This is a genomic window from Chryseobacterium defluvii (assembly GCF_003634775.1).
Lineage (GTDB): Bacteria > Bacteroidota > Bacteroidia > Flavobacteriales > Weeksellaceae > Chryseobacterium > Chryseobacterium defluvii.
The window spans coordinates 504152-528000 of the sequence record NZ_RBXB01000002.1 but is presented as its reverse complement, the minus strand read 5'-3'; the positions used below and the strand labels follow the sequence as shown (position 1 = coordinate 528000).

The following is a 23849-nucleotide window of genomic DNA, read 5'->3' as shown; positions in this document are numbered from 1 at the left end:
TTTATTTATCCAAACTTCCTCTTCCTCAACCAGAAGAACAACCCTCCTAAAGCCCCTATCACCACTAATGGGAGCAGCAAATTAAACCATTGCCAGTTGCTTTTTTCTTCGGTGATTCTCTGGCGGTCCAGAAGCCTTTCTTCGATGTTTCTGTTTCTTAATTCCATCAGATTGCTGTCATCTAGCAGATAATCTAGAGCATTTCTTAAAAACTGTTCGTTTCCAAACTGCTCGTTGGTCAGCATGTCTACGCCTAATGGTAAAGGTTCTCCTTTTATTACTTTGTTTCTTCCGACGTCTCCGTCTGCAATCACGATCATTTTATTTTCCGGGCTTTGTGCTTTGAAGCCGGGGTAAGATTTTCTTTCAATTCTTGAAGAATAGGCAGACGTAAATTTGCCTTCCAGTGCTACGGCGTAGATTTTCGGGGTGCTTGGTTTTTCCATTTGTCCAAGGCTGTCTACGCTGGCAATTTCTTTTAAATCCACGTAATTCGGAACCTGCTTCAGCAATGTTCTTTCACTGGATTCAAAAAGGACGTGGGTTTTGATGTTCTTTCTTCCCAATGTATCAATAGAAGTCGGGAACTCAAATTTCACAGGATTGATATTCTTGGTGATCGGGTGATCTTTTTCAGCAATTCCAAGCGGATAATACGGCCATGGAAGGCTTGTATATTGCGGGTTTCCACTCACCTCCCCTGTTACCAGTCTTAATAGCGCAAACTTCTTCACATCCTTTACCAAAGCAGGATTGATCCTGATCCCGTAATTGAAGAAGAAATCCGTCATATTATTATCTACAGGGAAAGGCATTATTTTCTGGGACCTCATTAAGGTATCCATTTCAGCATTCACGGCATCAATCATCCAAAGGGTTTTCCCGCCATTCATAATGTACTGGTCTAAAATGACCTTTTCACCATCGGTAAAAGCTTTTCTTGGTTTGGCAATCACCAGTGCGCTCATCTGCTTCAATAAAGGAATATCAGCGGCTGTAAGCTCCGTCTGGTTTTTAGGAATAATAGGACCTGCATCATAGCTTTCCAGCGCCAGATGCATAAATCCCTGGAATTCATCCGGGCTCAGCTCATCCTGGTTCACCAGAATTCCGACTTTCTTTCTCTTATCCGTTGCTACGTTCTTGATGTTGGAAACAAGGTTGTATTCTAAATTTTCAATGGATTTGGTAAGCTGCTCATCGGCATCAATCCCGGTTTGCTGTACCACCAAAGGAATAGAAACCCCATTTTTATTATACTTGATCACCGCATACGGAAACAGCACGATCTGTGAAACTTTCCCGTCTTTTACATCCGGCAATACGGAAGGCTGCATTCCCATCGCCATCAAAGTATCCTGGGACATTTTGGTTTTGATAGGGTCTATAAATTTGAAATCTACTTTCGGATTCACCTTTCTGAATTCTTCCAGCATGAATTTGGTTTCGCTCTGAAGCTGCTTGAAACTTGCCGGGAAATCCCCTTCAAGGTACACCTCAACCGTTAAAGGCTTTTTAACGGATTCCAGTACTTTAATCGTATTGTCTGAAAGCGTGTATCTTTTTTCTTTTGTTAAATCCAACCTGATTCCTGAAATATACAGGATGACCGCCAAAGGCAAAATAACGAACAGTAAAATTCCTACCGGTGACTTGAATGATATCTTCTTCATAATCTTACTTCTTTTTTTGGATAAAATGATTGGACAATGCTAAACAAACCCCGATGATCAGAACAAAATAGGCTACATCCTTGAAATCAATCAGCCCTCTTGTAAAGGCTAAGAAATGCTGATAAAACCCGATATTCTGTAAAATAAAATCTGCTCCGCCTAAAAGTTTATAACTCGCTAACTGCTCGATCCCGAAATACATGATGAAGCACATGAAAACACCCAACAGATATGCCATGATCTGGTTCTGGGAAAGCGAAGACGCTAAAATCCCTACTCCCGAAAAAGCTGCAATTAAAATAATGAGACCAATATAGCTTCCGAACGTCATTCCCAGATCGATATTTCCTTCCGGAACTCCCAGAACATATACCGTATACAGGTAAACCAATGACGGGATCAGGCATAAAATCCCGACTACCCAAACGGAAAGGAATTTCCCGAATACAAGATCAGATACTTTTAAAGGCTGTGAAAAAAGCCAGTTTAGGGTTCCTGTCTGCTGTTCCTCTGCAAACGTTTTCATGGAAAGTGCAGGAATAATGAACATCAACAGCCAAGGAACCAGCACGAAATAGCTCTGTAAAGAAGCCATCCCGATCTCGAAAATATTGGAATCGTTATCGAAAAAAAACAGAAAAAGAGCCGCAATGAGACTGAAAGCCGCAATGATGATCCATGCGCTCCAGTTCCCGAAGTAACTCCAAAGTTCTTTTTTTAAAATTGCAAACATGTTTTTGAGTTATGAGTTTTAAATGATAAGTTATGAGTTGTGAGTTACTTGTTGCCGGTTTTAAAAACCAACTTATAACTCAAAACTCATAACTTATAACTACTATTGTTTATTTTTTTTATTCTTATTCACCAGCTTCACCGTCATCATGATCAGAACTACCAAAACGAAAAATCCTGCAATTAATTGCCACCAGTATTCGATCACCTGATATTTTAAAATCACGGTGAATACCACCAGGAACAAAATGAAAGTTGCTATTTCATTGGCTTGTCTCAGCTTAATGTTGGCTGTGTCAAGGGTATTTCCGTTAAGCTGTTTCAATTGAAGCACTTTTTTCCAGCACCAGTAATGGTAAATTGCCAAACCGACCAGGAAAGTAAGCTTCAGATGGAACCACGGGGTTTTCATGAGACCCATATTCAAAAAAATCATGATGATTCCGCATACCGCCATAATAACACCTGCAGGAACGGTAATAATATTCCATAACCTTCTGGCCATGAACGTATACTGTTCCCTTAGGATCGCTTTCTTTTCTTCGGCAAATTCATCCGTATCTTTATAGTAAACGAATATTCTCACGAGATAAAAAATCCCCGCAAAATAGCTTACCATGAAGATAATATGTAAAGCCTTAATGATAGTGTAAAGCATATTTTTAGCTTTAAGCGATAAGCTACAAGCTTTAGGCAGCATACAAGCTTACTGCCTAAAGCTTACAGCCTGGTGCATTATATTACTCCAAGTTCTTTTCCTACTTTTTCAAAAGCAGCAATGGCTTTATCTAAATGTTCTCTTGTATGTGCCGCAGATAACTGAACTCTGATTCTCGCTTTTCCTTTCGGTACTACCGGATAGAAGAACCCGATGACGTAAATTCCTTCATCCATAAGCTTTTCAGCCATTTTCTGGGAAAGCGGTGCATCGTAAAGCATTACCGGAACAATCGCCGCATCACCATCAGGAATATCAAATCCTTTAGCTTTCATCTGCGTTCTGAAATACGCTGCATTCTCCATTACCTTATCACGAAGTGAAGTATCGTCAGAGATCATATCCAACACTTTTAAAGCTGCACCTACGATTCCCGGAGCCAAAGAGTTGGAGAATAAATAAGGTCTTGAACGCTGTCTTAACATATCGATGATTTCTTTCTTACCGGAAGTAAATCCTCCTAAAGCACCCCCTAAAGCTTTTCCTAAGGTAGAAGTAATGATGTCTACCCTACCCATTACTTCATTCGCTTCATGAGTTCCACGTCCTGTTTTCCCGATGAAACCTGTTGCATGGGAATCGTCTACCATCACCAACGCATCATATTTATCCGCCAGATCACAAACTCCTTTTAAGTTGGCAACAATTCCGTCCATAGAGAACACACCATCTGTTACGATGATTTTGAAACGGTGGTTTTTCTCGGATGCAGCAATTAACTGAGCTTCCAGATCCGCCATATCATTGTTTTTATAGCGGTATCTTGCCGCTTTACAAAGGCGAACCCCGTCAATAATTGATGCGTGGTTCAGCTCATCGGAAATAATTGCATCCTCTTCGGTAAACAAAGGTTCAAAAACCCCTCCGTTCGCATCAAAACACGCAGCATATAAGATGGTATCTTCAAGTCCTAAAAACTCAGCGATCTTTTGTTCCAATTGCTTGTGAATATCCTGAGTTCCACAGATGAAACGAACAGAAGACATTCCATACCCATGAGATTCAATCATATCCTGAGAAGCTTTCATCACTTCAGGATGGTTGGATAATCCCAAATAATTGTTCGCACAGAAGTTTAACAGCTTTTTACCGTTCGCTTCTATTTCCGCGCTTTGTTGAGAAGTGATGATTCTTTCTCTTTTATATAGCCCGTCGTTATCAATATTTTGAAGTTCGTTCTGTAGATTTTCAAGATACTTTTTAGAGATCATTTTTAGTAAATTTTAAGATGCGCTAATTTAGTAAAAAGGCGGTAAAGTATCAGCTTTATATCGGTTTTATTCTGAATGTTTCTATAAAAAAATAAGATTTTTCCTAATAGTCTATAATTTTAGTAGACTAATTGTTATATTTGTTTCAAAATTCAGGGAAATGAGATTATCAGCAGTAGAAAAAATAAAAAATATAACCCCGGAAGATTTCTTTTCAACCTACATGAAACCCGCAAAGCCCATTATTTTAGAAGATTTTGCAGATCCGGAGAGCCCTGCTTTCAAAAAATGGAACTATGCATACTTCAAAGAAATCGCCGGAGACCATACAGTCAATATCTATGGAAGTGATCTTGAATCCCTGGACAGAGTTGCCAGCAAACCGGTGGGACAAACCACTTTCGCCGAGTATCTGGATCTGATAAGCTCCACTCCTACCGAACACAGGCTTTTTTTATTCAACTTATTAAGCATTAAACCCGAACTCCAAAATGACATTCGCTACAATGATGTGACCAAAGGGAAAATTTTAAAATGGCTTCCTTTTATGTTTTTCGGTGGTGAAGGTTCTATTACCCGGAATCATATTGATATTGATATGTCTCATGTGTTTATCACCCAATTTCAGGGCATCAAAAAGATCTGGCTTTTTCCATGGGAACAATCTGACCTGATGTATAAGCTTCCTTACAATTTTCATAGTGTCCCCAATATTAAAGAACCCGATTACAGGGAATTTCCCGGCCTTCTCTACTTAAACGGTTACGAAGCCATCATACAACCCGGTGAGACACTTTACATTCCTTCCGGCTGGTGGCATTATATCCAATACGAAACAGAAGGATATTCGGTTTCCGTAAGAGCACTGCCCTACAGTTTTCTGGAAAAATGGAGAGGTTTTAAAAACATGGTGCTTATCCGGAATTTCGACAATGCCATGAGAAATATTTTCGGCGAAAAGTGGTTTGCCTATAAGCTGGAAAAAGCCAAAAGAAAGGCTAACCGGGCTATTAAAAAACAAAAAAGCTTCCATATCTGAAAGCTTCTCATCTATATTAATACCTAAAATTATTGTAACAATGGAATTACTGTATGCGATAACATCTGCTGAGCGTTCTCTGTATTCTTTTTATCCAATTTTTTATAATCTTTCCAGTTAGTCACCATGACAACGTCTCCTTGATTATTGATGACGATAAATTTTGAAAAATCAGGAATGGTTTCAAATTCGGGTGGCGTGATCTGCGTTACAAAGGTTTTGTTACGCTTTTTAACTCCGCCCGGATACACCGAGTTTTTTAATACCAGCATTTTAGCATCTTCCAATCTGTCTTTCACTCTGTTGATCGCATTTTGAACCCTGGGATCATCTTCCGCTTCCACCAGAACAACATATACGTCTGTATTGAAATCCTTTTCAAGTTTCAAAGCATCCGGAAGATGTTCGATACAAGGAGCACACCAACTTGCCAATGTGTAAAAAACGGTATTGGGCTTTCCTGAATTTTTGGCGATGCACAACAGATCGTTTTTATCTGCCGCCGGAACATTGATGTGTTCGGACTTTTTTAAACTACAGTCATTCTGCTGGGAAAATAAAAAGGTACTTCCCAGCAAGCCAATTACTTTTAAAAATCTCATGGATATCAGTTCGTTTCTGTTAGTGCTTAATAAATTTAATGGTTTTGTTTTTGATAGAGAAGATATAAGTCCCCGGAACTAATTCCGTAATATTAATCGTTTTATTCGGCTGATACACTGATTTTCTTACCAGTCTTCCATCCGCTGTGTGGATAGTATAATCTGTTTGTTTATCAATTCCTTTTATATACAGCTCATTCTTGGCCGGATTCGGATACAGAGCAAAACTTTCCACATCAGCAGAAGCTGTACTTAAAGTAGCATCCTGGGTAACCGTTGAATTTCTTTCCAGCATCTGATATTCATAGTTAAACTGAACACTTGCTACAGGAAACGTAACCGTCTGCGTAAAATACTGATTGTTTGAAGTATTGTCCAAAGCGAAGTAAGCCACCTCTCCCCCTGTTCCGTTCACTTTGACAGGAAGCGGCATTTCGAAAAAGCTTACAGAAGCATGGCTCTGCGTTTGGGAAACCTTAAAGGTAATCTGATTAGCAGATTGTTTCCATCTGATATCATACGTAGGATATCCCTGGCCATACACCCAATCATTGAAAAACTCCGTAAAGTTTTTCCCTGTGGATTGCAATAAGGAAGCGTTCAGATCGGCAGTCCTCACATAATTATAAGCCAGATTCGGTCTTGCATGATAGTCTTTAAGAGCTTGATAGAATACTGTCTCCCCAAGAATCCATTTGATCATTCTCACAATATACCCTCCTTTTGCATAGCTTAATCTGCTACTGAAAATAGTATTTACATTGGCCAGATTAGAATCTGCCACATACGTGCTACCACCCGGTGCGCTGGTGACAAAATCCTTCTGACCGGCAAGATAATTCATAAAATCAGCATTGGACATAATCAGCTTTTCATTGGCCACATGTTCACCGAATGTAGCAAACCCTTCATTCAGCCATATATCATTCCATGCTCCGCAGGTTACCTTATCTCCGAACCACTGGTGAGCCAGCTCATGCGCAATCAGTCCTTTGCTCCAGCTTCCCATGGAACTCATGGTCTGATGCTCCATTCCACCGCCATGCATGAACTGCATATGTCCGTATTTTTCATTTCTGAAAGGATAAGGTCCGAAATAGGTTTCAAAAGTATTCATGATCTGCTTGGTCCAGTCTATATTGGCCATACTTGTTGCATCAGCTGCCGTAGAAGGATATACATAATTAATAAACGGGAAAGGCGGATTGCCCATTGTATCGGTCAGTTTCACAAAATTCGTAATGGAAAGGGCAGCCAGGTAAGCGGCCATAGGATACATCGTTCTCCAGAACGTTAATTTCTGTCCTCCCGGAAGTATAGTTTCGGACATCAGCTTTCCGTTGGAAGCAACGCTATACTGAGAAGGAGTTGTAATTTTAAAATCAAAGCGTTCTATTTTATCATTAAGACTTTGTTTTGTCGGAAACCAATCCTGAGCCCCGTAAGGTTCACTTAGAGTTGCCACCACCGGAGTTCCTCCCTGGGTTCCATTGGTAAACGCACCATTGGTTGCAGGAGGTGTCCCGGAATAATGGATCGTTAAGGAATCCAATACATTCGCCTGCAGGGAAACCGGAAAATCAATCTTAACTTCTTTGGTGGCAAGTTGTTGAAAATTAAGATCAGTGCCATGGTATTTTACCTGAGAAACCGTTAAAGAATTGACCAGGTCAAAATAGATACTGCTCATATTCTGACTGGGCTTGAAATGAGAGGTTACAGAACCTGAAATGGCAGCTACCGCAGGATCCAGGGTTACGTCCATTCTCTGATACTGCAAATCATAGTTTAAGGTATTGGGATTGATATTATAGGCAACCATCTTATTGGCATAGGATTTCATTTCCTTAGCCATCAAGCCTTTTTTTTCTATATTTTCATTCTGTGCGCAGAATTGATGAAATACAAAAACACCCAGAACTAAAAAATATAATTTCTTCATAATAAAACTTTTATATTCTCAAAGATAAAAAAAACCTTCTAATCATTGATTAAAAGGTTCTTATATAATTTTAATTGCTTATCATGCATTAAAGATCCAAAGCAGGCTCAAGGATTTTTTCCATCCTCTTCTTCACCATATCCACAGAACCGGAATAATTGTTAACCAGCAAAGAAAAAACTAATGTCTTCCCGGAATTGGTTTTCATATATCCGGCTAACGTTTTTACTCTGTTCAAGGTACCTGTTTTAGCAAAAATCTGCCCGTTTCCGGTTCCCATGAACATTCTTTTCAATGTTCCGGTCTGGCCTCCGATCGGCAATGAAGTAAGATAAGCCTGATAGTACTTCTCATCCATTAAAGAGGTAAGATATTTAACCTGGGAAATAGGTGTTACCAGATTACTTCTTGAAAGACCGCTTCCGTCTACATAGCTTAATCCGGTCAGATCAAAAGAAATATCTTTTAAGTGACCTGTTACCACTGCTCTTCCCGATTCGGTAGTCTGATCTCCCAGTTTCTGGAAACCTACGGTTTTCAATAAAGCTTCTGCTAAAGAATTATCACTGTGCTGATTGGTATAATACACAATATCCCCTAATGTAGGAGATTTATAAGCAGAAATCATCTTTCTGCTTTCAGGAGCTCCGTCCGTCATTTTAGGAGTTACTTTCCCTGTAACGGCTACTCCGCTTTTTACTAAAGTTGTTCTGAAGGTATTGGCCAGATAAGCCGGCGCATCGGGTAATTTTGTTGTTAAAATTGCGTCTCCTTCATATGTATCGGCATATACCATTTGGTTCACATACGGAGAAATGTAGAAATACTTTTTTTCAGCTGAGAAATTGCTCCCTTTTTTGATCAGCTTTTCGTTGGCGGGGCTGATTTCACGAGTGGTTCCTGCAGGCAAATAGTAATTACCGTTCTCTAGCCAAACAACATTTTCCGGAAGTCTTGAAATAGTACCTTTGAAAAGCGCTGTCTGAATAATAATATCACCATTTACCTTTTTGATTCCCACATTTGAAATTCCGCTTACGAAGTCTGAAACAATATCCCTGTATGATGAAGCTCCGGCCTTGTTCGTCCCTAAAGACGGGTCACCGCTTCCTACAATATAAAGGTTACCATTCAAAACTCCATTCTCATCAATACTTCCTGAGTATTCCAATTGCGTCATCCAACGGTAGTTTTCGCCCAACAGGCTTAATGCTGTTTCAGTGGTCAATAACTTAGTGGTAGAAGCAGGAACTAAAGGAGTATTTTCGTTGTACGAAGAGATTACTTTCTTCGTTTTCGGGTCATACACTACGAATCCCCAATTTGCATTTTTCAGCACAGGGTCGGACATCATTGTGTTTACATTAATGTCTACAAGTTCTTTCGGCGACAAAATCGTTTTTTCCACAACCGAGGTTATGGGTGAAGGCAAGTTTAAATTACTTTTCTGATTATCGTAAGCCGGAGAGTACAGAACTGTAGATACGGTAGACTGAGCCAGGAAAAATCCGGATGCCAGTACCGCAAAGCCTGAAATATACTTTCTGTAATTTACCATCTATCTTCTAATTTGTTTCTATGTTTGGATGTCATAAAAACGATTTGGTTAAAAATCATCAATAAAAGAGCCAAACATTAAATCAACGATCAAAAGTAGAAATTATTGTCACAAACCTGACCATTAGCATCTTATAAAAGAGCCTAAAGTTTGTTAAAAATTGTTAAAAATCCACAAAAATGTCTTTTTTGATGCTTTGATAAGCAGTAATATCATCAAATTCATTCAAACTTGTTAAAACCAACTTTTTGAATTTCTCATAGTTTTTTCCCCTTGGAAGCTTTAGCAGTATCTGAAACTGATACAGGTTGTTGAGTTTAGCAATTTGTGCTCTTTCAGGGCCTAAAATGCAGTCTTCAGGCAAATATTTTCTTAAAACAGAACCTAAGAATTGCGACGCACGGTTAACTTTATCTTCTCGCCGGTGTTTCAGCTCGATCATGATGAGTTTGGTGTAGGGCGGATAGTGGAATTTCCTGCGTTCTTTCAAAAAATAGTCATAGATTTTAGCTACATCATTTATTTTAATCAACTGGAAAACAGAATGGTCCGGATTATAGGTTTGAATCAGGATTTTTCCTTTCCCTGAAACTCTTCCCGCTCTTCCCGAAACCTGAGTGATGAGCTGATACGCTCTTTCTTCCGCCCTGAAATCCTGTACGTACAATAAAGAATCCGCTTTGGGGATTCCTACCAGCTCAATATGATCGAAATCCAATCCTTTGGAAATCATTTGAGTTCCTACAACGATATCCGTTTCTCCCGACTCAATTTTTTCGTACAGCTTTTCATAAGCAAATTTCTTTCGCATGGAATCTACATCCATTCTATCCACTTCATTATCCGGAAATAGTTTGGCAAGCTCTTCATGGATCTGTTCCACACCTACCCCCTTTTCGTTAAGGTTTTCGGAATGGCATTTGGGACAAGTTCTTGGTTTTGATGCTCGTTGTCCGCAATAATGGCATTTCATTTCGTTGGCGGATTTATGATAGGTCATTACCACATCACAATTCGAGCAGTAATTCACGTATCCGCAGCTTTCACATTCTACTACATTAGCATAACCACGGCGGTTGTGGAGAATCATCGTTTGATTTTTCTCTTCAAGGGTTTTCCTGATCTCCTCAAGCAAACGTAAAGAAAAATTTCCTGAAGCTTTTTTAGATTCCTGGGCTTCTTTAAAGTTGATTAGTTCATATTCAGGGAGTTTTACATTCCCGAATCTTTCATTGAGGAAAACATATTTCACTTTGCCTTTCTGCGCCAGATAATAGCTTTCCACAGAAGGTGTAGCCGAACCTACAATCACATTCGCGTCATAAAATCCCGCCAAAACCAATGCGGCATCTTTGGCATTGAAATAAGGGGAAACTTCTCTGGGTTTATAGGCAGAATCATGTTCTTCATCCACCACAATCAAACCTACATTCTGAAACGGAAGGAATAAGGAATTCCTTGTTCCAATCAAAATCTGAATGTCATTGTTCTTTATTCTTCTCCAGACTTCCACCCGTTCGAAATCGGTAAGTTTCTGATGATAAAAGCCCAGCTTTTTGCCGTATTTTTTCTCCAGCCTTTGTGTGATCTGTTTGGTTAAGGAGATCTCAGGAAGTAAAAACAAGACATTTTTCCCGCTGTTAACCATTTCTTCAATTTTCTCAAGGTAAATATGTGTTTTTCCCGAGGAAGTTACGCCATGAAGCAGGACATTTTTATTTTCTTCAAAAGCCTCGTCAATTTCTTTTATGGCTTGTTTCTGCGGTTCTGAAAGGTCTTCAATGTCTTCAATTTCCCCTTCATAGCTTTCCAGCCTGTCTTTCTGGAGATAATATTCTTCCACCAGGTTTTTATCCACCAAAGCCTTAAAATGAGAGTTTCCAAAATATCCGTCTTCAAATAAGGTTGATTTTTTGATGAATCCTGTTGGATTTTCAGTTTGCTGATTTAAAATATGAAGAAAAAGGTCTTTCTGTTTGGGAGCCTTATTTAATTTTGAAAGAATTTCCGTGAGATCCTGATTGTTTAAAAACGTTTCATTGATCTTTACATAGGCAATTTCTTTCGCTTTATATTTTTCGGATATTTTTTCATCAATTTCAATGTATTGAAGATCAATCAATGAACTGATGGTTTTGATGATCTCTTTTTTAGGGATAAACGCTTCAATATCCGTTAAGTTGATGAGCTGCCTCACTTCCAAAGCCTGAATGAGATACATTTCATTCACATCCAGGTTTTCGAAATCAACGGTTACATTAGGTTTTAACTTCAAATAGGTTTCGCTTTCCAATTTTAAAGAGGATGGAAAAGCAAAACGGTAAATTTCTCCCAAATTGCATAGATAATATTCTGAAAGCCAGTTCCAGAAGCTGATTTGTTCATTGGGCAAAATCGGGAATTCATCCAGGATACTGATGATCTCACGGGGAACAAAGTTTTCAGGATCTACATTATGGATTTCAACAACAATTCCCGTATAGATTTTCTTTCCGCGAAACGGCACCAAAACTCTCATTCCCGGCTGAATGGCAGGCATTAATTCTTCCGGAACCTTGTAGGTAAAAGATCCTTTCAAATTCAGCGGTAAAACAACCTGGGCGTATCGCAAGAGAAATAATTAAAGGGTAAAGTTAGATTTTTCTTTAGAAAACTGCAATATTTTGTTAAGACTAAAGTAAAGGATAAGATTAACTTTGAGATTCTTCGCTGCGCTCAGAATGATAAAAGAGAATAATTTATTAATGTTTCAGAATATAAACTCAAGCACTTTATACCAAATGGCAGAAGTCAGAAAACCTACAATAATACTGAATCCGATGATTAAATTGGTCAGTTTGGTATTCAACCGGAATTGCTCTGCAATAATGCTGGAAGTGACTACTGTGGGCATCGCTGCTTCAAAAACGGTGATTTTGGCAATATTGCCTTTAATTCCTAACAATAAAGCTGCAGCTAAGACAATTGCGGGTGCAATAATCAGCTTATACAGCATGGAAGCAGACATTTGAGGAATCAGCTTTTTCCAGCCATTGAATTTCAATTGTAAGCCGACAGAGAATAATGCTAAAGGACTTACTGTTGCCGCCAGTTTATCAAAAAAAGGCTCTGCTACAGTAAAATCAATGAACTGAGATAATATTAAGGCGGCGATACATCCTAAAAGTGGTGGAAAAGTAATCAACCTTTTCAAAATAAACGCTGCGCTAACTTTTCCTGATTTGCTCCCTCCTTTTACAGCAGCAATAATCCCCAGTGTGGAAAGGGCAAAGAACATAGTCTGATCACAGATGATAGCAATACTCAACAAACTTTCTCCATAAAATGCGCTGATCAGGGGAAATCCTATGAAAGAAGTGTTGCTGTATCCGCTTGTGAGTTCCAATGTGCTTCTCGACCGTCTTGAATATCCTTTGCTTTTGCTGTAGAACATCATAAAAAAGAAACAACAAACCGCTATAAGAAATGTAGCCGCAATGGGAAAAAACATTTCTTTGGTCCAATGAACTTTCGGCAGGTACTTAAAGGAAACGGCAGGTAGCGCCAAATAAAGAATCCAGGTATTGATGCCTTTATGAGCATCGGGATGGATGGATTTTGTTGCCTTGAAAATCATCCCCGCCAGAATACATACTGCAATCAGAACAAAATTAACCATACGTTATAAAGAAATATAATACAAATTTACGGTTGATTTTTCAGTTATTTCACATTAGCAATATAATCATCATTATTGCATAGTATCCCAAAGGCTCATTACCTCTATTTTTTCCAAAGGCTTTGAAAGCTGAATTCTTTTTGAGATACCAGGAAGCAGATTAAAGAAGTTATCACTGAAATGAACATCCCCGATCAGATACACATCTTTGGCCAGAACATCGGTGGAGATTTCAATTTCTGCCGGAGAGATCTTCTTGATCCGGATACTCGGTTGGGATAGCTTTAAATCTTTAGGTTTGGAAAAGAAATGGATGTTTTGGGTAATCACATTTCCTTTTTCGTCTTTTAAAAACAATTTTAAAAACACTTTATTTCTATCTGAATTTCCTATCAAATTTTTGGCTTCAACCGGATCGAACTTCAGTATATCATTTAGTTCTTTTTCAGCGGGACTAGCATTAATTTGATTTATGATTTCGCCGTTAAATTTAACCACTTGAATACTTAAACTTATATTATTGAATTTCTTTAATTCATCATTAATAGCGTAAAAATTCAAATTACCGTCTTTTTCCTCTGTTAAAATCACCTGTTGTTCAAAGCTTCTTTTCACCTGATAGTGGAGCGCTTTCCAATTTCCAAGATAATCTATTGAAGACCAAGAAACCACAGGCCAACAATCATTCAACTGCCAATATAAAGTTCCCATGTTATAGGGTTTTGCACGACGATGGGCTTCAATAGCGATTTGCATTCCCCGTGCCTGAACCAATTGGGAAACGTAATTATATTTTACAAAATCTGCAGGAAGGTGATAATCTCTTTTGATATATTCGTCTATAATCTGCCATCCTCTGGAATGTTTTTCATGGGCTTTGATGGTTGGATTTTGTAAGTTCAGATCAGGATTTCCGGAAAACATGGATTTGGTAGTTTCTAATGTGGGCATTCCCTGGAAACCGTATTCGGACATGAATCGTCCTACTTTTTCATTATAGATTTCAAAGGGCTGTTCTCCCCACCAAACTCCCCAATAATGAGAATCTCCCTCCGTTAAGCTTTCCTTATGCCCCCACCCGATGGATGGTGAGCTTGGCCAATAGATATTTTTTTCTGCGGTTACATTCTCTTGTAAGGTATTGGGAATTAATTCATGAAAAACTTTTTTATAATCTTTCCAAACCTGTAAAGAATCTTCTTTTGAATATTTAAATTGCTTCTGATATCCCCAGTTTACGATGGCTTCATCCACTTCATTGTTTCCACACCATAACGCAATCGACGGATGGTTTTGTAAACGGTTGACCTGATCTTTCACTTCCTGTTGCACGTTATTTAAAAAAGCTTCATCTGAGGGATAAAAGCTTCCGGCAAACATAAAATCCTGCCAAACCAAAATGCCGTTTTCGTCACAGGCTTTATAGAATTCATCGTCTTCATAGATTCCGCCACCCCAGACTCTGATCATATTCATATTGGCCTCTTTAGCCTGTCTGATCAAATACTGGTACTTCTCTTTAGTCATTCTGGGTGAAAAGCTGTCTCCCGGAATCCAGTTCGTTCCTTTGATATACAATGGATTTCCATTTACTTTAAAATAGAATGATTTTCCTTTTGCATCTTTTTCCTGGATCAATTCCACTGTTCTCAGACCAATTTTCAAATCTTTATCTGCAAGATGTATTGAGTTTTTTCGTAAGGAAACTCTGACAGGGTACAATTCCTGTTTTCCCCAACCGTTCGGCTGCCATAATTTGGGATTGTCTATTACAAAAGGGATCTGAATGATATTTTTCCCTTTCTTCAACTGAACATTCGATGGTTGATTGTTAATTGAAATGGTATAATTTCCTGCTTTTTCAGCAATAATTTCGGCATGAATATTAAGATCGGCTTTTTCTTTCGTCAGTTTTTTCTGTTCAACTTTTACATTTTCCAATTTGGCCGTGTTCCAGAAACTCAATTTCACGTCTTTCCAGATTCCTGCTGTCACCAATCTCGGTCCCCAATCCCATCCAAACTGATATTGTGCTTTTCTTACAAAGCTCCTCGGGGATTCCGGCATGGTAAAAGGAACTTTTTTAGCCAACTCCTTCCCAGTACTCACTGCGGATTTGAATTTAACCTGTAAAATGTTATTCCCTGATTTCAAATCTTGTTTAACGGGAATCACCCATTTTCTAAACATATTATTTGTCCTCGTCAATAATTTACCATTAAGATAAACCTCTGAAAATGTGTCCAATCCGTTAAAAACTAAATCGATATTTTGGGTTGCTATCAGTTGTTTTGAAGAAACTGTAAAGCTGGTCTGATAATCCCAGTCTTCATTTTCAACCCACTGTACTTTCTTTTCATTTTCATCTTTGAAAGGATCAGGAATAATTTTATGATCCATCAGATCCAAATGAACTGTCCCGGGAACTTTTGCCGGAAGCCAATTGTTGTCTTTAGCATTTTTAAACTGCCATTTTCCCACAGATAAATCATCTTCTGTGAGCTGCGCAGAGATGATATTCTGAATAAGAAGAAAAGCAATAAGGATTGTTTTATTCATCAATAATTTTGTTTACAATTCTATGAATACCATCTTTAATAAGAAGGCTGTTAAAATTAATAAGAAGTCCAAGCTTTATATCTGTTAGTTTTAAATAAGTTAATACCTGAGAATAAAAAACAGGATGCAATTCCAATACTGATTTTATTTCTACAATAACTTTATTTTCAACAATTAAATCAATTCTATAAGCATTTTCAATATTTATTTCTTTATACTGTAAGGGTAAATATATTTGTTGTTTTACATAAAATCCTTGCCTTTTCAGTTCATATGCAAGGGCCTGTTCATAAGTATTTTCTAATAAACCGACTCCCAGATTTCTATGAACCTCCAATGCAGCCCCTATAATTTTATAGGATAATTCGTTTTCAGTCATTTGTGTATATATTTTATTTTTTTTAACGCAAAGATTTAAAGAGTATTCGAAATCTTAGTGAGCAAAGAATTAATCAATAAATTGATTTTTATTAAGCGGGCCTCTTTAGCGACTTTGTCGCTATCCTTTGCTTCCTTCAAATAATCCTGTTCAAAATCAATCTTTGCGTTTAGAAAAAATTACTTTATTTTCAATGAAGCCACCTCTTGTGGGTTAGCAAAAGCACCTCCGTCTGTGATGGCAGAAGAATGGAAATATCCTGCGTTGGTAAATTCCCTGATCTCTTCAATATTGGTTGAGCGAAGCCCACCTCCCACTAAAATTTCAATTCTCCCGTTGGAAAGCTCCACCAGCTTTTTTAGGTTTTCTTTTCCTTCTGAGACATTGGGTTTTTGCCCGGAAGTAAGGATTGTTTTAAAACCGCATTCTATTACTTTTTCCAAAGAATTCTCAAGGTCTTTTGCCCTGTCGAAAGCACGGTGAAATGTACATGGAAGAGGATTCGCCAATTCAACTAAAGCTTTATTCTGTTCTACATTTACCTCATCATTTTCATCCAGAATTCCAAAAACAAATCCGTCTACATTAACTGTTTTTAATTGGGACAATTCTTCCTTCATCTGTTCAAATTCCGCCTCAGAATAGGTGAAATCTCCACCGCGGGGACGGATCATCACAAAAATCGGGATATTGATCTTTTCACGAAGTGTTTTGGCAGTTTCAAAACCGGGAGTTGTTCCTCCTTCACTAAGCCCGTCGCATAATTCTATTCTGTCTGCCCCGTTTTCAAACGCAATCATTGCTGATTCAGGGTTGAAACATGCTATTTCTATTTTAGACATTTTTAATCGTATAATTTATGTTTTGGCTAAAGCCAATGGATTGATATTATGTTGAAAGCGGGCTAAAGCCCGCTTCTATTGATATTTAAAATTATTTTAAGGCAAATTCCGGCTTTTCCAATCTATTTCCTTTCTGATCGTGTACCGCAAAGTTGAATCCGTCCTGAATACAATACGAACCGTATTCCCCTTTTTTATTTAAGGCAATAAATCCTACCTGAATATCTTTTAAGTTTTTATTCCTTCTCTGGGCAATTTTTACAATTCTTTCTACAGCTTCTTTACATGCCTGTTGCGGATTTCTTCCCTGTCTCATTAATTCTACGACAAGGTGGGTTCCCACAGTTCTGATCACTTCTTCTCCATGACCGGTTGCTGTTGCCGCTCCTACTTCATTATCAACAAACAATCCGGCTCCGATAATGGGGGAATCTCCTACTCTTCCATGCATTTTGAAGGCCATTCCGCTGGTTGTACAGGCACCGGAAAGATTTCCCTGTGCATCCAAAGCGATCATTCCAATGGTATCATGGTTTTCAATATTGACGATGGGCTTATACTGACTGGTTTTTAACCAATCTTTCCATTCTTTTTCGGACTCGGGAGTCAATAGGTTTTCTTTTTTAAAGCCCTGTGAAATGGCAAACTGGAAAGCTCCGTCTCCAACTAACATGACGTGTGGCGTTTTTTCCATCACGGCTCTTGCTACGGAAATCGGATTTTTAATATTTTCCAGGCAGGCAACGGAACCGATATTATAATTTTCGTCCATAATACAGGCATCCAATGTCACTCTTCCGTCTCTGTCGGGACGCCCGCCATATCCTACGCTTCGTTCGTTCGGATCTAATTCAACCAATCGGACTCCTTTTTCAACAGCATCTAAAGCTCTTCCGTTTTTACCTAAAATCGTCCAGGCTTCTTCATTGGCTTTTAGCCCGAAATTCCAGGTGGAAAGAACAATGGGCTTATTGATGACTTTATTTTCTTCCGGCAAATCTTTAGCAATCAAATCCAAAGGATTCAATAATAATGCTGAAGATGCCAATGCTGTATTTTTGAGAAATTTTCTTCTTGAATTCATTGGTTAGAGATTAGAAGTTAGAAATTAGTAGCTGGTTTTAAAGTACACTTATTTCGTCAACGAAAAGCCATGCTTTAGAATCTGCTCCGGGATTTCCGGCTGGGATGATTCCAGCATTTTCTATTTTGATTTTTATATATTTTGCAGTTTGATTCCCTACATTTAATTTAATTTTGCCTTTTGCCTTTTGAATGTCTTCTTTTCCAATTTCCTTGATCATTTTGAAGTTCCTGTTGTCATCAGAAACAAAAATCTGTGCTGATTTTGCCAGATGAATCCAGCTTCCTTTATTTTCCAGCGTATTAAAATAAACTTCAGTAAAGTTTGTTTTTTGGCCAAAATCAATGGTAGCAATGACATCCTTCCCCTGGAAACCCAGCCAGGTTTTTCCCAGTTGTTTTTGGTTCCCGATAATTCCGTCAACCAGGGTAAAAGCTCCTCCAAAAGAGTAATTTTCACTTGGTTGCTGCTCTAAAGTGATTTTTTTTCCTGTTGCTTTGGAAATGGAAAATTCCTGAGAGGAAACAGCACTTTTTAACTGTCCATTCTCAAAATAAGCTGATTTGATCAGTAACGATTTTGAAACCGGAACGGGATTTTGGTACACTGAGGAATTTGTTGCAGGATCAGTTCCGTCCAAAGTATATCGTATTCCTTTTGGATCTTGTGACGTAGAAAGTTCATATGCAATTCCATTATTATCAGGAATTACTTTTCCGGAAACATTGTAAATACTCTTGGCATAATTCACTTTCATTTTATCCAGAACTGTGAACTGGCTGATCACCCTGTTTTCAAATTCTTTGTAATTTTTCGGATCCGAGGTTCCCCATGCAACTTCTGAAAGAGCCATTAATCTTGGGAAAATCATATATTGTACCTGCTTAAAATCTGTAATATATTCTGTCCATAAATTCGCCTGAACTCCTAAAATATACTTTGCCTGCTCCGCATTAAGCTCCTCCGGAATCGGGTTATACGAATACACTTTATCCAATGGTGTATATCCCCCGAAGGCATTCGGTTCTGTTTGGGGGTCACCTTGATAATGATCGAAATAGCAATAAGATCCGGGTGTCATTACGGCAAAATGGTTAGCTTTTGCGGCTTCAATTCCTCCCTTAATGCCTGTCCAGCTCATTACAGCTGCATTGGGAGCCAATCCGCCTTCCAAAATTTCATCCCATCCGATAATTTTTCTCCCTTTACTGTTCACATATTTTTCGATTCTCTGGATAAAATAGCTCTGTAAACCATGTTCATCCTTCAAATTATTCTTTTTAATCAATTCCTGACAATGAGCGCATTCTTTCCATCTTGTTTTCGGGCACTCATCGCCTCCGATGTGAATATACTGTGACGGGAACAATTGAATTACCTCATCCAGAACATTTTCTAAAAAGGTGAAGGTTTCATCTTTCGGACAGAAGACATCATCAAAAACGCCCCATTTTGTTGCCGGTTCAAAAGGCCCTTTTGTACAGGCCAATTCAGGATATGCTGTAAGTGCAGCCAAAGCGTGTCCCGGCATTTCAATTTCCGGAACCACCGTGATATGTCTTTCCTGAGCGTATTTTACCACATCTTTAATTTGTTCCTGTGTGTAGAAGTATGGTCCATACGGTTTTCCATCAAATTTGTTATCTACATAAGCACCGATCATGGATTCCTTTCTTTTAGAACCCAGCTGTGTTAACTTCGGGTATTTTTTGATCTCAATTCTCCAGCCCTGATCATCTGTAAGATGCCAGTGGAATGTATTCATCTTGTACATAGCCAGATAATCTATGTATTGCTTTACTTCATCAACAGTAAAAAAGTGGCGGCAAACATCCAGGTGCATTCCTCTCCATGCAAACTTAGGTTGATCTTCGATTTTTAACGCGGGGATTTTTTTATTTGTTTTATGTTCTTCAAGCAACTGAATCAATGTCTGAAGTGCCAGAAAATATCCTTGCTTGGTATAAGATTTTATATGGATTTGTTTGGGCGAAATTTCTAAGGAATAATATTCTTTTTTCTGCTCGTCATCGTTTGGTAAACCTGGAATTATGGAGTTCGTCAAATGAATTCCTCCCTCTTTTTGAGCATATTGAAATTTCAACTGGGTGCTTAATCTTTTTTTGAAATACTCTGTTTCTGCTTTCGGAAGATCTCCACTTAATATAAATGTTTCAGGGATAGTGAATTCCCCTTTTACAAATTCAACTTTCTGAGGTTTTGGAATTAGATTGAGTTTAGATTGAGCAAAAAACATATGTGAAACCAGAATTAATAGAGTAAGAAAAAAACGCTGCATTGTATTAGATTAAGATTTAGGCGAATATACTTATTTTCTAAAAAATTTTCTTCATCTATTTTAACTTATTCAATAATAAAATATCTAATTTTGCAAAAATAGTACAATGAAAAAAAATTTTGTTTTAGTTTCCTTTTTGTTATTTTCGATCTCCACCCAGGCACAAATTTTAGATGCTATCAAATCTACTGTTAAAGAGAAAACAGGCATTGATCTTAATACTCCGGTAAAAACAACCCCTTCTACCACTACTACATCAGGTTCTACTGCAACTGCCAATAATTCCTCTGTCAACCTCGGGAGCCTTACCTCTACTCAAATTTCATCAGGATTAAAAGAGGCTTTAAACCTTGGAGTAACTGAGGGTGTAAAAAAACTGGCTACAACCGATGGTTTTTATAAAAATGAAATGGTGAAAATCTTAATGCCCGAAAAATTAAGAGTAATTGACACCAAACTTCGTGCAGTGGGGTTAGGGAGCCTTGCCGATCAAGGGGTAAAGTTATTAAACAGGGCTGCTGAAGATGCGGTAACGGGATCCGCTCCTATTTTTGCCAATGCCATTACTTCGATGACTATTACCGATGCAAAAAACATTCTGTTGGGATCAAATAATGCGGCAACAAATTATTTACAGACGAAAACCCAAAGTCAGCTATTTACGGCCTTCCAACCCAAAGTAAAAGCTTCGCTAGGAAAAGTAGGCGCTGATACCGTATGGAAAAATTTAATTTCAAAATATAATGTATTGACGGGACAGTCTGTAACAACCGATCTTAATGAATATGTAACCACAGAAACCATCAATGGGGTCTTTAAAATGATTGCTGAAAAGGAAAACGGAATCCGTAATAATCCTGCATTAAGAACCACTTCCCTTTTACAAAAAGTATTTGGAGCGAAATAATTTAACTTATACGACATAAAAAAGGCTGTTTCAGTGATGAATACAGCCTTTTTTATTTATTAGAATTGCATTTCAGGAATTTCTCCTTCGATGATCAAGTCTGCTTCTGTAGATTGTATAATGTGTTCTACTGAAACTCCGGGCGCTCTTTCCACTAATTTGAAACCAGCGGGTGTTACATCCAGAACAGCTAATTCAGTAACCACTCTTTTCACACAATTAACCCCCGTTAAGGGAAGGGTGCATTTTTTAAGAATTTTACTCTCCCCTGCCTTGTTTACATGCATCATGGCTACGATAATATTTTCAGCAGACGCTACCAAATCCATTGCACCTCCCATGCCTTTTACCATTTTCCCCGGAATTTTCCAGTTGGCAATATCACCATTTTCTGAAACTTCCATCGCTCCAAGAATCGTTAAATCCACTTTTTGGCTACGGATCATTCCGAAACTGAATGCAGAATCAAAGAATGAGCCTCCCGGTAATATGGTGATCGTTTGTTTTCCTGCATTGATAATATCTGCATCTTCTTCCCCTTCGTAAGGAAAAGGCCCCATTCCCAAAACCCCGTTCTCACTCTGGAATTCTACGGAAAGATTGTCCGGAACGTAGTTCGCAACCAATGTTGGAATTCCGATTCCCAAGTTTACATAATACCCGTCTTTTACTTCTCTGGAAATTCTTTGTGCAATTTGTTCTTTAGTTAGCATAGCATAATCTTATCCCGCCAAATTAGCCATTTTTTCAGAATTACGAAATACTTTCTTTCTTGTCCTATGATAAATTTTTGCGTCTCAATTTATTGTAAATTTGTGAACTTAATTTTATAAATGAAAATTCTATTATATTATCTCAAGCCTTATAAATGGCTCATCATCATTTCACTTTTCCTAGCGGCTGTAAATCAGGTTTTTTCATTGTTTGCGCCTGCCATTACCGGAAATATCCTGGATAAGCTGGTAACTCATCCTAATTTTTTTGATAAGGAGAAGTTGCTTCCGAGAAACCTGAATGAATATCTATATGGAACTGATATTTATCACGGTGTATTCTATTTTCTGGGGCTGCTGATCGGTACGGCAATGGTAAGTCGTATTGCAAAAGCATTTCAGGATTATGTGGTGAATGTGATCATTCAAAAATTTGGTGCCAAGATTTTCACCGACGGTCTAAAACATTCCATGAGACTGCCTTTCCAGGAATTTGAAGATCAACGAAGCGGTGAAACACTTTCTATTTTAACGAAAGTACGTGAGGATACGGTGAAGTTTATCAACAATTTCATCAATGTGTTTTTTGGAATTCTGGTGAGCATCATCTTTGTTTCTGTATATGCGATCCGCCTGCACTGGTCCATCATGCCGGTGTATGTCGTGGGAATTGTTCTGATTGCCGTAGTAACCAACTTATTGAGCAAAAGAATAAAGACCATCCAGAAAACTATTGTTACAGAAACTACCAATCTGGCAGGAAGCACCACGGAGAGTCTTAGAAATATTGAAATCGTAAAAAGTTTAGGACTTACCCATCAAGAAGTGGAACGTTTGAACAACAATACGTATAAAATCCTGAATCTGGAACTCAGAAAAGTAAAGAGCATCCGTTCCCTGAGTTTTGTACAGGGGACATTGGTTAATTTTTTACAACAAATCATTACGTTTACTTTATTGTTGCTTATTTTTAAAAATATCGTAACACCGGGACAATATTTATCATTGATGTTTTATGGCTTCTTTATTTTCGGCCCTATGCAGGAAATCGGGAATATTATTATTTCTTATCGTGAAGCTCAGGCATCTCTTAACAACTTTGACCGGGTTATGAAAAAAGAGGTAGAGCCTAAGCCTGAAAATCCAAAACGAATCGGAGCCATTGAAGAACTAGAATTCCAAAACGTTTCTTTTCAACATCAGACAGCTCACTATAAAGCACTGAATTCCATTTCATTTCACGTGAAAAACGGTGAAACTATTGCTTTTGTGGGACCTAGCGGCTCCGGGAAAAGCACGCTGGTAAAATTGCTTGTCGGATTATACAGACCACTGGAAGGAAATATTTTTTATAATCGTATCAACGGGAAAGAATTCGATTTTGATGAATTGAGAAACCAGATTGGCTTTGTGACACAGGACACCCAGCTTTTTGCAGGTACTATAAAAGAAAATCTTTTATTTGTAAACCCATCTGCTACTGACGAAGATCTACAGTCAGCCCTTAAAAAATCCAGCTGTACTGCCCTTTTAGAACGTGCTGAGAACGGAATAGATACCGTTATCGGTGAAGGCGGACTGAAGTTAAGCGGCGGTGAAAAGCAGCGAATAGCCATTGCAAGAGCATTGCTGAGAAAACCGCACCTGCTTATTTTTGATGAAGCCACTTCTGCATTAGACAGTATTACGGAAGAAGAAATTACCACCACTATAAAAGAGATCTCCAAGGAAAAAGAACAAATTACGGTTCTTATTGCACACCGATTAAGCACAATAATGCACGCCGACAGAATTTTTGTACTGGAACGTGGCCAGATTGTAGAAATGGGCTCCCATTTAAATCTTATTGATGAAAAAGGATTGTATTATGCTATGTGGAGGCAGCAGATCGGAGAACGTAAACTTACGGCAGGAGTATAATTCAAAAAAATTA

18 protein-coding genes are annotated in these 23849 nt (G+C 38.3%); 3 read left to right on the top strand and 15 right to left on the bottom strand.

Going from position 1 to position 23849, the window contains the following annotated elements; all coding sequences use genetic code 11:
- Positions 1–5: 5 nt before the first annotated feature.
- From gldG to kbl, 4 genes are all read right to left on the bottom strand, one after another.
- A complete protein-coding gene (gene gldG, locus BCF58_RS09150; protein WP_121461491.1) occupies positions 6–1673 on the bottom strand; it encodes a gliding motility-associated ABC transporter substrate-binding protein GldG in 1668 nt (555 codons plus the stop codon).
- Positions 1674–1677: 4 nt separating this feature from the next.
- Complete coding sequence (locus tag BCF58_RS09145) at positions 1678–2406, bottom strand: ABC transporter permease (RefSeq protein WP_121461490.1); 729 nt, start codon at positions 2404–2406, stop codon at positions 1678–1680.
- Between the two features lie 102 nt (positions 2407–2508).
- Positions 2509–3063 carry a CopD family protein gene (locus BCF58_RS09140; protein WP_121462020.1) on the bottom strand — a complete coding sequence of 185 codons (555 nt, stop codon included), beginning with the start codon at positions 3061–3063 and terminating at the stop codon, positions 2509–2511.
- A gap of 77 nt (positions 3064–3140) precedes the next feature.
- A complete protein-coding gene (gene kbl / locus BCF58_RS09135) occupies positions 3141–4334 on the bottom strand; it encodes a glycine C-acetyltransferase (RefSeq protein ID WP_121461489.1) in 1194 nt (397 codons plus the stop codon).
- 160 nt (positions 4335–4494) lie between these two features.
- Between kbl and BCF58_RS09130 the strand changes: the two genes are divergently transcribed.
- A complete protein-coding gene (locus BCF58_RS09130) occupies positions 4495–5373 on the top strand; it encodes a cupin-like domain-containing protein (RefSeq protein WP_121461488.1) in 879 nt (292 codons plus the stop codon).
- 29 nt (positions 5374–5402) lie between these two features.
- Here the strand turns inward: BCF58_RS09130 and BCF58_RS09125 are convergent, their stop codons facing one another.
- The 10 genes from BCF58_RS09125 to BCF58_RS09080 form a co-directional block, all read right to left on the bottom strand.
- A complete protein-coding gene (locus BCF58_RS09125) occupies positions 5403–5975 on the bottom strand; it encodes a TlpA family protein disulfide reductase (RefSeq protein ID WP_121461487.1) in 573 nt (190 codons plus the stop codon).
- A gap of 19 nt (positions 5976–5994) precedes the next feature.
- Positions 5995–7917, bottom strand: a complete 1923-nt coding sequence (locus tag BCF58_RS09120; RefSeq protein ID WP_121461486.1) for a M1 family aminopeptidase — start codon at positions 7915–7917, stop codon at positions 5995–5997.
- 88 nt (positions 7918–8005) lie between these two features.
- Entirely contained in the window at positions 8006–9475 is a 1470-nt protein-coding gene (gene dacB, locus BCF58_RS09115; protein WP_121461485.1) for a D-alanyl-D-alanine carboxypeptidase/D-alanyl-D-alanine endopeptidase, read from the bottom strand.
- A 163-nt stretch (positions 9476–9638) separates the two neighbouring features.
- Entirely contained in the window at positions 9639–12086 is a 2448-nt protein-coding gene (gene priA, locus BCF58_RS09110; RefSeq protein ID WP_121461484.1) for a replication restart helicase PriA, read from the bottom strand.
- Between the two features lie 138 nt (positions 12087–12224).
- Positions 12225–13133: an AEC family transporter gene (locus BCF58_RS09105; RefSeq protein WP_121461483.1), complete on the bottom strand. Its 909-nt coding sequence runs from the start codon at positions 13131–13133 to the stop codon at positions 12225–12227.
- Between the two features lie 72 nt (positions 13134–13205).
- Positions 13206–15692 (bottom strand): beta-mannosidase, encoded by a 2487-nt coding sequence (locus BCF58_RS09100; protein WP_121461482.1) that lies wholly within the window; start codon positions 15690–15692, stop codon positions 13206–13208.
- Complete coding sequence (locus BCF58_RS09095; protein ID WP_121461481.1) at positions 15685–16071, bottom strand: GxxExxY protein; 387 nt, start codon at positions 16069–16071, stop codon at positions 15685–15687. Before BCF58_RS09095 ends, BCF58_RS09100 begins: the two co-directional genes overlap by 8 nt.
- Before the next feature lie 179 nt (positions 16072–16250).
- Positions 16251–16913: a copper homeostasis protein CutC gene (locus BCF58_RS09090; protein WP_121461480.1), complete on the bottom strand. Its 663-nt coding sequence runs from the start codon at positions 16911–16913 to the stop codon at positions 16251–16253.
- 91 nt (positions 16914–17004) lie between these two features.
- Positions 17005–17997 carry an isoaspartyl peptidase/L-asparaginase family protein gene (locus tag BCF58_RS09085; protein ID WP_121461479.1) on the bottom strand — a complete coding sequence of 331 codons (993 nt, stop codon included), beginning with the start codon at positions 17995–17997 and terminating at the stop codon, positions 17005–17007.
- 37 nt (positions 17998–18034) lie between these two features.
- Positions 18035–20296 (bottom strand): glycoside hydrolase family 20 protein, encoded by a 2262-nt coding sequence (locus BCF58_RS09080; protein ID WP_121461478.1) that lies wholly within the window; start codon positions 20294–20296, stop codon positions 18035–18037.
- Positions 20297–20402: 106 nt separating this feature from the next.
- On the opposite strand from BCF58_RS09080, the gene BCF58_RS09075 reads away from it, so the two are divergent.
- On the top strand, positions 20403–21203 hold the full coding sequence (locus tag BCF58_RS09075) for a DUF4197 domain-containing protein (RefSeq protein WP_121461477.1): 801 nt from the start codon (positions 20403–20405) through the stop codon (positions 21201–21203).
- A gap of 59 nt (positions 21204–21262) precedes the next feature.
- Here the strand turns inward: BCF58_RS09075 and BCF58_RS09070 are convergent, their stop codons facing one another.
- Positions 21263–21916 (bottom strand): CoA transferase subunit B, encoded by a 654-nt coding sequence (locus BCF58_RS09070; protein WP_121461476.1) that lies wholly within the window; start codon positions 21914–21916, stop codon positions 21263–21265.
- A 120-nt stretch (positions 21917–22036) separates the two neighbouring features.
- Between BCF58_RS09070 and BCF58_RS09065 the strand changes: the two genes are divergently transcribed.
- On the top strand, positions 22037–23836 hold the full coding sequence (locus BCF58_RS09065) for an ABC transporter ATP-binding protein (protein WP_121461475.1): 1800 nt from the start codon (positions 22037–22039) through the stop codon (positions 23834–23836).
- Positions 23837–23849 lie beyond the last annotated feature (13 nt).

Excerpts from the sequence above, each read along its gene's own strand:
- BCF58_RS09090 (WP_121461480.1), bottom strand. The coding sequence starts at position 16,913 with ATGTCTAAAATAGAAATAGCATGTTTCAACCCTGAATCAGCAATGATT.
- BCF58_RS09105 (WP_121461483.1), bottom strand. The coding sequence starts at position 13,133 with ATGGTTAATTTTGTTCTGATTGCAGTATGTATTCTGGCGGGGATGATT.
- BCF58_RS09140 (WP_121462020.1), bottom strand. The coding sequence starts at position 3,063 with ATGCTTTACACTATCATTAAGGCTTTACATATTATCTTCATGGTAAGC.
- BCF58_RS09070 (WP_121461476.1), bottom strand. The coding sequence starts at position 21,916 with ATGCTAACTAAAGAACAAATTGCACAAAGAATTTCCAGAGAAGTAAAA.
- BCF58_RS09080 (WP_121461478.1), bottom strand. The coding sequence starts at position 20,296 with ATGCAGCGTTTTTTTCTTACTCTATTAATTCTGGTTTCACATATGTTT.
- BCF58_RS09075 (WP_121461477.1), top strand. The coding sequence starts at position 20,403 with ATGAAAAAAAATTTTGTTTTAGTTTCCTTTTTGTTATTTTCGATCTCC.
- BCF58_RS09125 (WP_121461487.1), bottom strand. The coding sequence starts at position 5,975 with ATGAGATTTTTAAAAGTAATTGGCTTGCTGGGAAGTACCTTTTTATTT.
- BCF58_RS09120 (WP_121461486.1), bottom strand. The coding sequence starts at position 7,917 with ATGAAGAAATTATATTTTTTAGTTCTGGGTGTTTTTGTATTTCATCAA.
- gldG (WP_121461491.1), bottom strand. The coding sequence starts at position 1,673 with ATGAAGAAGATATCATTCAAGTCACCGGTAGGAATTTTACTGTTCGTT.
- BCF58_RS09095 (WP_121461481.1), bottom strand. The coding sequence starts at position 16,071 with ATGACTGAAAACGAATTATCCTATAAAATTATAGGGGCTGCATTGGAG.
- dacB (WP_121461485.1), bottom strand. The coding sequence starts at position 9,475 with ATGGTAAATTACAGAAAGTATATTTCAGGCTTTGCGGTACTGGCATCC.
- BCF58_RS09065 (WP_121461475.1), top strand. The coding sequence starts at position 22,037 with ATGAAAATTCTATTATATTATCTCAAGCCTTATAAATGGCTCATCATC.
- BCF58_RS09085 (WP_121461479.1), bottom strand. The coding sequence starts at position 17,997 with ATGAATTCAAGAAGAAAATTTCTCAAAAATACAGCATTGGCATCTTCA.
- BCF58_RS09100 (WP_121461482.1), bottom strand. The coding sequence starts at position 15,692 with ATGAATAAAACAATCCTTATTGCTTTTCTTCTTATTCAGAATATCATC.
- BCF58_RS09145 (WP_121461490.1), bottom strand. The coding sequence starts at position 2,406 with ATGTTTGCAATTTTAAAAAAAGAACTTTGGAGTTACTTCGGGAACTGG.
- BCF58_RS09130 (WP_121461488.1), top strand. The coding sequence starts at position 4,495 with ATGAGATTATCAGCAGTAGAAAAAATAAAAAATATAACCCCGGAAGAT.
- kbl (WP_121461489.1), bottom strand. The coding sequence starts at position 4,334 with ATGATCTCTAAAAAGTATCTTGAAAATCTACAGAACGAACTTCAAAAT.